Raw genomic sequence first — 10344 nt, 5'->3', positions numbered from 1 at the left:
CGACCATGAGCCGCGCCCCAGCCCTGCCGCTGGCCGAACAACCGGTCGACGTGCGCCTGATGAACGGCGTCGCGGCCGGCGTGTTCGTGCTCGCCGGTGCGGCGCTGCTGGCCGCCGGCGTGGCCTGGCTCTCGCGCGCGCCGCTGTTCACGATCCACGCCGTCGAGATCGACGGCGACCTGGGCCGCAACAGCGTGCACACGATCCGCGCCAACGCGATGCCGCGGCTGCGCGGCAACTTCTTCAGCCTGGACCTGGACCAGGGCCGCGAGGCCTTCGAGGCCGTGCCCTGGGTGCGCAGCGCGGTCGTGCGCCGGGTCTGGCCCGACCGGCTGGCGGTGCGTCTGGAGGAGCACCGCGCGGCCGCCGTCTGGCAGGGCGACGACGGCAACGACCGCCTCGTCAACAGCTACGGCGAACTGTTCGACGCCAATGTCGGCGACGTCGAGGACGACGGCCTGCCGGCGTTCTCCGGCCCCGACGAGGCTGCGGCCTCGGTGCTGGCGATGTACCGCCGGCTGCAGCCGCTGTTCGAGCCGCTGGACGCGGCGATCGGCGAGCTGCATCTGTCGCACCGCGGCTCGTGGCGTGTCGAGCTCGACAGCGGCGCGACGCTGGAACTGGGCCGCGGCAGCGAGGACGAGGTGCTCGCGCGCGCCGCGCGCTTCGTGCGCACGCTGCCCGAGGTGACGGCGCGCTGGCGCGCGCCGCTGGAATACGCCGACCTGCGCCACACCGACGGCTATGCGGTGCGACTGCGCGGCGTGACGACGAAGACGATCAACTGAAGGACAACATGGCCAAGGAATACAAGGATCTCGTCTTCGGCCTGGACATCGGCACCGCCAAGGTCATGGTGGTCGCCGCCGAAGTGCTGCCCGACGGCGAGCTGCGCGTCGCCGGCCTCGGCGTCGCGACGACGCATGGCCTGAAGCGCGGCGTCGTCGTGAACATCGACGCCACGGTGCAGAGCATCCAGCAGGCCTTGAAGGAGGCCGAGATGATGGCCGCCTGCAAGATCGACCGGGTCTACACCGGCATCACCGGCAGCCACATCCGCGGCCAGAACTCCACCGGCATGGTCATCGTGCGCGACAACCGCGAGGTGACGACGGTGGACGTGGCGCGTGTCGTCGAGACCGCCAAGGCGATCAACATCCCCAACGACCAGCGCCTGCTGCTCGTCGAGCCGCAGGAGTTCGTGATCGACGGCCACGAGGTCAAGGAGCCGATCGGCATGAGCGGCTCGCGGCTGGAGGTCAAGGTCCACATCGTGACCGGCGCCCAGAGCGCCGCCGAGAACATCCTGAAGTGCGTGCGCCGCTGCGGCCTGGAGGTCGAGCGCCTGGTGCTCAACCCCAGCGCCAGCGCCGCCGCGGTGCTGACCGACGACGAGAAGTCGCTCGGCGTGGCCGTCGTCGACATCGGCGCCGGCACCACCGACGTGCAGATCTACACCGACGGCAGCGTGCGCCACACCGCGGTGATCCCGATCGCCGGCGACCTGATCACCAGCGACATCGCGATGGCGCTGCGCACGCCGACCAAGGACGCCGAGGAGATCAAGGTCGAGCACGGCGTCGCCAAGCAGCTGCTGGCCGACCCGGCCGACCAGGTCGAGGTGCCGGGTCTGGGCGACCGCGCGCCGCGCATGCTGAGCAAGCAGGCGCTGGCCGGCGTCATCGAGCCGCGCGTCGAGGAGATCTTCACCCTCGTGCACCAGGTCATCCGCGAGAGCGGCTACGAGGAGCTGCTGTCCTCGGGGATCGTCATCACCGGCGGCTCGTCGGTGATGCCCGGGATGATCGAGCTCGGCGAGGACATCTTTCTGAAGCCGGTGCGGCGTGGCCTGCCCACGTACCACGCCGCACTCGGCGACATGGTCGCGAATCCGCGGTCGGCCACCGTCATGGGGCTGCTCGAGGAGGCGCGTCTGGCACGGCAACGCGGTCACAAGGCCGCGGCCCAGGCGGGGTCGGTGACGACGCTGCTCGGCCGCGCCAAGGACTGGTTCCTGGGCAATTTCTGAAGAGGACCCGTGACGAGGTCCCGTTTCCAACCGTCAAGTCAACCGTCTGGCAACTGCATTCACTAGGAGGCTCCACATGCCCATCGAAATGATCGAGGAATTCGACCAAGGCACGCAGATCAAGGTGATCGGCGTTGGCGGCGGCGGCGGCAATGCCGTCGAGCACATGATCGCCCAGGGCGTGCAGGGCGTGGACTTCATCTGCGCCAACACCGACTCGCAGGCCCTGCACCGCAGCGGCGCGGCGACGCTCGTGCAGCTGGGCACCAGCGGCCTGGGCGCCGGCGCCAAGCCCGAGGTCGGCCGCTCGGCCGCCGAGGAGGCCGTCGACCGCATCCGCGAGGCCATCAGCGGCGCGCACATGCTGTTCATCACCGCCGGCATGGGCGGCGGCACCGGCACCGGCGCCGCGCCGGTCATCGCCCGCGTCGCCAAGGAGATGGGCATCCTGACGGTGGGTGTCGTCACCAAGCCCTTCGAGTTCGAAGGCAAGCGCCGCGGCAAGCAGGCCGACGACGGCGTCAGCGAACTCGAAGCCAACGTCGACAGCCTGATCGTCGTGCTCAACGAGAAGCTGCTCGACGTGATGGGCGAGGACGTGACGCAGGACCAGGCCTTCGCGCACGCCAACGACGTGCTGAAGAACGCCGTCGGCGGCATCAGCGACATCATCCACATCCCCGGTCTCGTCAACGTCGACTTCGAGGACGTGAAGACGGTGATGAGCGAGCCCGGCAAGGCGATGATGGGCACGGCCACCGCCGGTGGCCCGGACCGCGCGACCAAGGCCGCCGACGCCGCCGTCGCCTGCCCGCTGCTCGAAGGCATCGACCTGTCGGGCGCACGAGGCGTGCTGGTGCTGATCGCCGCGAGCAAGGCGACCTTCAAGCTCGCCGAGAGCCGCAACGCGATGAACACCATCCGCCGCTACGCCGCCGACGACGCCCACGTCATCTACGGCACGGCCTACGACGAGAGCCTGGGCGACCAGCTGCGCGTCACCGTCATCGCCACCGGCCTGAGCTCGGCGCGCCGCCAGGAGACCCGCCCGGCGCCGCCGCTGGCCGTCGTCCAGCAGGCCCCGGCCGCGCAGCCGGTGCTGCGCACCGGCACCGACAACCTGCCGATCCTGACCCAGCCGGCGCTCGGCGCCGCCGCGCCGGCCCCGGCGCACGACTACGCCGGGCTGAACACGCCCAGCGTCTGGCGCAGCGGCCGCAGCCAGGCCGCGGCCAAGGTCGACGCGCTGGCCAGCAACGGCATGGACGAGATCGAGATCCCGGCCTTCCTGCGCAAGCAGGCTGACTAAGAGCCGACGCAACGGTTGACCAGACGGGAAGGGGCGGCCCCCAGGGCCGCCCCTTTGTCGTTCCCGCTCCTCCTCCCCCTGTTCAGTAGCGCAGCGCGCCGTCGAGCACGACCTCGGGCCCGCCGGTCCAGGCCGGCACGCGGGTGCTGGCGAAGCGCAGCGTGCGGGCCTGCCGGTCCAGCGTGATGCCCAGTGCCGGCAGGCTGCAGCCCTCGCCGGCACAGGCGTAGTTCAGTCCCATCGCGCCGACGACCCCGGGTGACAGCGTGATGCCGATGGCGTTGACCTGCGTGCCCGGCGTCGCGCCCGGCTCGGCGACGCCGTTGGACATCAGCGTGACCATCAGCTGGTCGCCCGGGCCGCGGCTCCAGATCAGCATCAGCGACGAGCTGCAGCTGCCCGCGTTGCAGGCCGGTGCCTGCGCCGAGGCCGACGCGCTCACCGGCACGTAGCGCGCGCCGGCCCCGACCGCGTCCGCGGCCGGGCCGCTCAGCGTCAGCGCGTCCTCCACCGGGGCCGCCGCGACCGACAGCACGGCCTCGGCGCTGGTCGTGCTGCCCTCGGCGTTGGAGACCACGACACGGAACACCGCGCCATCGTCCGCGGCGGTCGCCGCCGGCGTCGTGTAGCGATCGTCGGTCGCGCCCGCGATGTCCAGGCCGTCGCGCTGCCACTGGTAGACCAGCGGCGCCGTGCCGCTGGCGCTGACCTCGAACTGCGCCTGCCGGCCTTCCTCGACCCGGGTCGACGCCGGCTGAAACACGATCACCGGCGCGCCGGCCGGCACGACGTTGGTGTCGCCGCCGCTGCCACCGCCGCCGCCGCAGGCGGCCAGGGCCGCCGTCAGCATCGCGGCGAGCCACACCCGCCCCACGTCCCGTGCACGACTGGAAACCATCGCTGCGCTCCTTCCTGAATGCCGGCATCCGGCTCCCAGGGTGTAGCGGCGAGGCACTTACTGCCGCGTTACCCGCGCCGCCAGGGCGCGCAAGGCCACGTTGACCGGCTGGCGGTGCAGGAACCCCTCGACGAACGGGGCGGGCACGTGGGGCAGGGCCTCGCGGTGCACCCAGTCCAGCGCCGTGTCCAGGCAGCGGCGGGTGTCGGCGGCGCGTCCGGCGCGGTGGAAGGCCTGCGCGCACAGCAGCAGCTGGCCCGGCAGGTAGTAGGCCGGCGATCGCGCGGCCAGCGCCCGCTGCTCGACACGTTCGGCGGCCACGCCGGCGGCGGCTTCCGGCAGGAACTCGAGCACGCGTGCGGCGGCTTCCGCTGCAAGCGGAAAGAACTCGGCCGCTTCGGCACGCCGCTGCAGCGCCGCCAGCGCCTGTGCATCACCGTCCAGCGCGGCGAGTTCGACGGCTGCCGCGAGGTGGACTTGGTCATCGGGCGGTGCCTGCACCACGGCGTCGTCGAGCAGCGCCCGCGGCACCGCTGCAGTCGCCGCGGCGATCTGGGCGCGCAGCAACTGCTGCCCGGCCCGTGTCGGGCCGGGCGGGAACTCCATCATCCCGTCCAGGCAGCGGTGCGCCCGCGCCGGCTGGCCCAGCGCCAGCCAGACGCGGCCCGTCAGACCCAGGGCGACCGTGCGCTGGACGCCGTTGTCGGCCAGCATCTCGGTGGCCGTCTCCAGCAGTTCCAGCGCCTCGTCGTAACGGCCAGCTCCGGCCAGCCAGTAGCCGAGTGTCGCGCGGTTCCAGCCGACGATCGAACGCGAATGCTCGACGTCGGTGGCCAGACGGTCGGCCTCGCGGCCGTAGGCGATCGCGGCCTGCAGCTCGCCCTGCCGTCCGTGCAGGTTGGACAGGTTCATCAGCGCGCACAGCTGCTCGCCGACGGCGCCCAGCTCGCGGGCCACCGCGAGGTGGGCTTCGGCCACGGGCCGGGCCTCCATGGCCCGGTTCAAGCGCACCAGGATCGCGGCCAGGTTGCCGAGGAAGTCGCATTGCAGCGCCGGGTCGCCGACGCGGTCGATGCGCGAGCGCCACGGTTGCATCAGCGCCAGCGCCTCGTGCACGCGCCCGCGCAGCGCCTCGCCGTGGGCCAGCAGCGCGGTGGCGCGGGCGCGGGTGGCGTCGTCGCCGGCCTCGCGCAGCGCGGCCGCGGCGGTCTCGTGGCCTTCCTCCAGCTGCAGGCCCCACAGCAGCGCCAGCGCCAGCGCGGCCAGCGCCGCCGCTGCCTGCGGCGTGCCGCGGCAGGCCTCGGCCAGCGCCCGGCCTTCGGTGATCGCGGCGGTGCAGGCGCCGCTGTGCAGCACGGCTCCCAGCCGCAATGTGCGCGCCCGCCGGGCCGCGACGGCGTCCCCGGCAGCGTCGTGCTCGTGGGCCGCGTCGGCCAGCAGTTCCGCCTGCTCGCGAGGCCGGCAGGCCCTTTCCGCGAGCCGCGATGCGGCCTCGAAGGCCGCCGCCGCCTCGGCGTGCCGGCCGGCCTCGCGCCAGTGCCGCGCGACACGTGCCGGAGCGGCGCCGTTGGCGGCCAGCGCCGCCGCCACGTGGCCGTGCGTGTGCCGGGCGATCACCTGCGGGATCGCGGCCAGCACCGCGTCCTGGATCAGGTCGTGCGCGAACTGCTCGCCGCGCAGCACCTGAGCCTGCTCCAGCTCGTGCCAGGCGCCGGCCAGGCGCAGTGCCGGCACGCCCAGCACCTGCTCGGCCAGCGGCAGGTCGAAGTCGGGCGTCGCGATGGCCGCCACGCGGGCCAGCGCCAGCGCCTCGGGCGACAGCCGTGCAAGCCTCAGCTCGACCAGGTGCGCCAGCGCGCGCGGCACCGGCAGCGTGCCTTCGGGCAGGCCGTCGCGCCAGGCGGCGCGCAGCGTCTCCAGCACGAACAGCGGGTTGCCGCCGCAGCGCTGCAGCAATTGGTCGGCCAGGGCCCGCGACTGCGGCGGCGCCACGTCCAGACCCTGCAGCAGTTCGGCAAGGTCGCTGGCTTCCAGCGGCCCGAGCAGCAGGCGGCGCGTGCCGCCGCTCTCGAGCAGCGCCGCCAGTGCGTCCTCGGCGCCGTGGGGTGGCGGCCGCCGGGCGAGGATCCAGCGCAGTGCAGGTTCAACGGCCAGTGCCAGCAGCGTCTCGATGCTCGCGCGGTCGGCGAAGTGCAGGTCATCGACGGCGACGACGCGCAGGGCCTGCCGCTGCGCCGCCAAGAGCGCGTGCCGCAGCAGCGCGGGCATGCGCTCGGGACGCGCCGGCGCCGTCTCGGCCTCGGCCGGGTCCAGGCGCTGCAGCAGCCGCATCAGCGTCGCGTAGGGCACGCCTTCGTCGCCGGGCCGGGCCTGCACGTGCAGGGCGTCGGCCCGGCCGGCCAGATGCTCCTGCAGCAGCCGCGTCTTGCCGATGCCGGCGTCGCCGACCAGCAGCAGCACGGCGCCGTCGCGCTCGGCGGCCGCGAGCTCGGCCAGCGCCTCGCGCCGGCCGGCCAGCCGGGGCGGGCGCAGCAGCGCGGCGGGCACCGGCCGCACCGGCGCCAGTTCGCCGCCGCGACCGCGTTCGACCGTGCTCAGCAGGGCGCGTGTCTCGGCGTCGGGCGTCAGCCCCAGTTCGTCCTTCAGCAGCCGCTCGCAGCGCTCGAACGCCGCCACCGCGCCGGCGCGGTCGCCGCGCAGGTGGTGCAGGCGCATCAGGCGGCGGTGGGCGTGTTCGCTCAGCGGGTCCAGCGCCAGCAGGCGTTCGGCGCAGCGCAGCGCGAGCACCAGCGCGCCGTCGCGTTCGGCCGCCGCGGCGCGGGCTGCCAGCGCCTCGCGCCAGGCAGCGCCGCGCGCGGCGCGCTGATGCTCCAGCCACTCGGCCAGGGCCGGCCGGTGGGTGAAGTCGCAGCCCGCCAGCCATTCGCCCGGCTCGGCTTCGGGGTCGGCGGCGAGCGCTGCGAAGTCCTCGGGCGGCAGTTCCAGGTCGGCAGCCAGCACGAAGCGCGTGCCGGTCTCGACCAGGCGGGCGCCGGTGGTGCGGCGCAGCCGGTGCACACGCTGGTGCAGGTTGTTCAGCGCACCACGTTCGCCGGCGTCGGGCCAGACAAGCAGCGCGACCTGGCGGCTGTCGCGGCCTTCGGGCGCGGCGGCCAGCGCCAGCCAGGCGGCGTCGAGCGCGATCAGCGCCAGCGTGCGCCCCTGCGGCTGGGCCTCGAGCAACTGCGGCGCGCCGCCCAGCCGCAGCCGCCAGCCGGCCGGCGGCGCGGGCTCAGCCATCGCGCCGGTGCCGGCCCGGTGCCGGGCGGCAGGCAGTGGGGAGCATTCGTGGTCCTCCTTGCGCACGGGTGCGGCCGGGACGGTGTACACGCTGGGCGCTTACCCACCTCTTATCGGCCGCCGCGCAGCATGCCCAGGCGGCGCGGGAGACGACATCCCACGTCCCGGGAAACAAAAACGGCCGCCCGAAGGCGGCCGTTGCCGGGAATGTGGACGCTCAGAGCGCCTGCACGGCCTGGCTGCGCGCGAAGGTGCCGGCGGTGGCGTTCTGCGCGTCCATGCAGCGGCCTTCTTCGGCCGGCGCGGCGCGCAGCACGTCCAGCGCGACCTGCTGCGCCTGGGCCTTGGGCGTGCCCAGCGCCTGCAGCGAGCGCACGGCGAAGGCGTCGGCCTGCAGCTCGAAACGCTTGTTCAGCCCGGCGACCAGGCAGGTGCCGACGCCCAGGCCGGCGTCGACGGCGGCGCCGCTGGCGACGACCGAGGCGCTGATCGTCGGCAGCATGCCGAAGCCCAGCACGCTGGTGGCGTAGAAGCCGGTGGACAGCAGGCGCAGCGCGGCGGTGCGCGTGCCGTGGCGGTAGACGCCGTGGCCGAGCTCGCGCGACAGCGAGAAGGTCAGCGCGTCGGGCGTGGCCTGGTCGGCCAGCGTGGTGCTGACGGTGACGACGTAGTGCGGCGCGCGCAGGCGGCTCTGCTGCAGGTCGGTGGCGGGCTTGCCGTCGGCCGGGTCGACGGCCGAGACGATCACGTCGCCGAGCCAGTCGCGGTCCATCCAGCCGTCGTCGTTGACACGCTGGGCGGCGGCGATGGCGCGGCAGGCCGGCGCGCGCAGACGCTCCAGGCGTGCCGGTGCGGGCTTGGCCGATTCGTCGACGAGCAGCACCGAGAGCTGGCCGGGCGCGAGCGACAGGCCGGCGACGGCGGCACAGTCGACACGTTCGGCGAGGTACTTGGGCGTGCTCGCGGGGACGGCAGGCGTGGTGGCGAGCAGGGCCGGTGCGGCCAGGGCCGTCACGGCCACTGCTCTGGTTGTGTACTTCATGAGGTCCTTCCTTACGGCTGCGGGTGTGGCTGCCTGCGTGCCACGGTGGGCTTGCCAGTTCGTGAAATCGCCTGTCAAGCTGCCGTTACAGTCTAACGACTGCTTTCAATCAAGCCTCTGGAGCCAAGTCAAAGGACTTGTCGCAACGCAGGATTGCGGCGCCTGTCAGGCGTCTTGCGCCCGAATCGGCTTGAAGGCGGCCGACGGGCGACGCAAGGCCGCGCGGCGCTGTCGCGGCGCTGTCTTAAGACCAGCTTCACCTCGCACGCGCAGCATGACGGCATCGAATCCCGAGAGTCCGTCATGAAAACGATCCGCACCACCTTCGTCGCGCTCGCCGCCGGGCTGAGCGTGTTGTGGCTGGCGGCCGAGGCGTCCGCGCTGGCGGCCGCGCAAGGTGTCTTCCCCTGGCGCAACCTGCTGGTGCAGTACAGCGGCGTGCTGGGCATGGGGCTGATGAGCGCCGGCATGCTGCTGGCGCTGCGCCCGGCCTGGCTGGACGAACGCCTGCACGGCCTGGACAAGGGCTACCGGCTGCACAAGTGGCTGGGCATCGCCGGGCTGGTGCTGTCGGTGGCGCACTGGCTGTTCGCCAAGGGGCCGAAGTGGCTGGTGCAGGCCGGCTGGCTGGAACGCCCGCAGCGCGGCCCGCGGCCCCAGCTCGAGCCCGACAGCCTGCTCGCGCTGATGCAGGGCCTGCGCCACCCGGCCGAGGAGATCGGCGAATACGCCTTCTACGTGATGCTGGCGCTGATCGCGATCGCGCTGATCAAGCGTTTCCCGTACCGGCGCTTCTTCCAGACCCACCGTGCGATGGCGCTCGTCTATCTGGTGCTCGTCTTCCACTCGGTGGTGCTGACCAAGGCCGAGTACTGGCTGCAGCCGGTGGGCCTGGTGCTGGCCGCGCTGATGGCCGTGGGCACGGTGTCGGCCTTCATGAGCCTGGCGCGCCGCATCGGCCGTGCGCGCCGTGTCGAAGGCCGGGTCGAGAGCGTCGAGTTCCTGCCCGGCACCCAGGTCACCGCGGTGACGGTGAAGCTGGCCGACGGCTGGCGCGGCCACGACGCCGGCCAGTTCGCCTTCGTCACCTTCGACGCCGCCGAAGGCGCGCACCCGTTCACGATCGCCTCGGCCTGGGCGGGCGACGGCCGGCTGCGTTTCCTCATCAAGGCGCTGGGCGACTACACGCGCACGCTGCCGCAGGCGCTGAAGGCCGGCGACGCGGTGGCGGTGGAAGGCCCCTACGGCCGCTTCCGCTTCGAGGGCCGGCAGCGGCGGCAGGTGTGGATCGGCGCGGGCATCGGCGTCACGCCCTTCGTCGCCCGCCTGCAGGCGCTGGCGCGCCACCCCGATGGCCGCACGATCGACATGTTCCACCCGACGGCCGCCGTCGACGCCACCGCGCTGGCGCGGCTGGCGGCCGACGCCGGCGCCGCCGGCGTGCGCCTGCACGTGCTGCAGGACGCCCGCGACGGCCGTCTGGACGCCGCCCGGCTGCGCCAGCTGGTGCCCGACTGGCTGCACGCCGACTTCTGGTTCTGCGGCCCGGCGGCCTTCGGCGAGGCCCTGAAGCGCGACCTGGCCGCCGCCGGCCTGCCGCCGGGGCGTTTCCACCAGGAGCTGTTCGAGATGCGCTGAGCGTGCAGGACGCACGCCGGCCGCCCCGCGCGAATGAGGGGGCGGTCGCGCGCTCGGGCATCGCGCCGGGGGGATCATCGGCACGGGCGGCCCGCCGCCCGCCGGCCGCGCGGCACCCAGGCCACGCGGCCGGCCAGACCACCGCGACC

Annotated in this window: 7 protein-coding genes; 4 read left to right on the top strand and 3 right to left on the bottom strand. The window is 73.6% G+C overall.

Going from position 1 to position 10344, the window contains the following annotated elements; all coding sequences use genetic code 11:
- Positions 1 to 5: 5 nt before the first annotated feature.
- From G5B56_RS12295 to ftsZ, 3 genes are all read left to right on the top strand, one after another.
- Entirely contained in the window at positions 6 to 788 is a 783-nt protein-coding gene (locus G5B56_RS12295) for a cell division protein FtsQ/DivIB (RefSeq protein WP_009858062.1), read from the top strand.
- An 8-nt stretch (positions 789 to 796) separates the two neighbouring features.
- Positions 797 to 2029: a cell division protein FtsA gene (ftsA, locus tag G5B56_RS12290; RefSeq protein WP_009858061.1), complete on the top strand. Its 1233-nt coding sequence runs from the start codon at positions 797 to 799 to the stop codon at positions 2027 to 2029.
- A 76-nt stretch (positions 2030 to 2105) separates the two neighbouring features.
- A complete protein-coding gene (ftsZ, locus tag G5B56_RS12285; protein WP_009858060.1) occupies positions 2106 to 3338 on the top strand; it encodes a cell division protein FtsZ in 1233 nt (410 codons plus the stop codon).
- 82 nt (positions 3339 to 3420) lie between these two features.
- Here the strand turns inward: ftsZ and G5B56_RS12280 are convergent, their stop codons facing one another.
- The 3 genes from G5B56_RS12280 to G5B56_RS12270 all read right to left on the bottom strand — a co-directional run bounded on the left by G5B56_RS12280 (position 3421) and on the right by G5B56_RS12270 (position 8557).
- A complete protein-coding gene (locus tag G5B56_RS12280) occupies positions 3421 to 4188 on the bottom strand; it encodes an immunoglobulin domain-containing protein (protein ID WP_164963375.1) in 768 nt (255 codons plus the stop codon).
- Between the two features lie 105 nt (positions 4189 to 4293).
- Positions 4294 to 7515 (bottom strand): BTAD domain-containing putative transcriptional regulator, encoded by a 3222-nt coding sequence (locus tag G5B56_RS12275; RefSeq protein WP_164963374.1) that lies wholly within the window; start codon positions 7513 to 7515, stop codon positions 4294 to 4296.
- A 217-nt stretch (positions 7516 to 7732) separates the two neighbouring features.
- The gene (locus G5B56_RS12270) at positions 7733 to 8557 is read right to left on the bottom strand and encodes a M48 family metalloprotease (RefSeq protein WP_206026548.1); all 825 of its coding nucleotides are present in this window, start codon (positions 8555 to 8557) and stop codon (positions 7733 to 7735) included.
- Between the two features lie 303 nt (positions 8558 to 8860).
- Between G5B56_RS12270 and G5B56_RS12265 the strand changes: the two genes are divergently transcribed.
- The gene (locus G5B56_RS12265) at positions 8861 to 10195 is read left to right on the top strand and encodes a ferric reductase-like transmembrane domain-containing protein (protein WP_164963373.1); all 1335 of its coding nucleotides are present in this window, start codon (positions 8861 to 8863) and stop codon (positions 10193 to 10195) included.
- The last annotated feature ends 149 nt before the right edge of the window (positions 10196 to 10344 follow it).

It is taken from the genome of Rubrivivax sp. JA1026 (assembly GCF_011065555.1).
Taxonomy (GTDB): Bacteria; Pseudomonadota; Gammaproteobacteria; order Burkholderiales; family Burkholderiaceae_C; genus Rubrivivax; species Rubrivivax benzoatilyticus.
This window is presented reverse-complemented; position numbering and strand designations above follow the sequence as displayed.

What these genes read in the sequence shown, in the direction of transcription:
- G5B56_RS12295 (WP_009858062.1), top strand. Translation starts at nt 6, where the DNA reads ATGAGCCGCGCCCCAGCCCTGCCGCTGGCCGAACAACCGGTCGACGTG.
- ftsA (WP_009858061.1), top strand. Translation starts at nt 797, where the DNA reads ATGGCCAAGGAATACAAGGATCTCGTCTTCGGCCTGGACATCGGCACC.
- ftsZ (WP_009858060.1), top strand. Translation starts at nt 2,106, where the DNA reads ATGCCCATCGAAATGATCGAGGAATTCGACCAAGGCACGCAGATCAAG.
- G5B56_RS12280 (WP_164963375.1), bottom strand. Translation starts at nt 4,188, where the DNA reads ATGCTGACGGCGGCCCTGGCCGCCTGCGGCGGCGGCGGTGGCAGCGGC.
- G5B56_RS12275 (WP_164963374.1), bottom strand. Translation starts at nt 7,515, where the DNA reads ATGGCTGAGCCCGCGCCGCCGGCCGGCTGGCGGCTGCGGCTGGGCGGC.
- G5B56_RS12270 (WP_206026548.1), bottom strand. Translation starts at nt 8,557, where the DNA reads ATGAAGTACACAACCAGAGCAGTGGCCGTGACGGCCCTGGCCGCACCG.
- G5B56_RS12265 (WP_164963373.1), top strand. Translation starts at nt 8,861, where the DNA reads ATGAAAACGATCCGCACCACCTTCGTCGCGCTCGCCGCCGGGCTGAGC.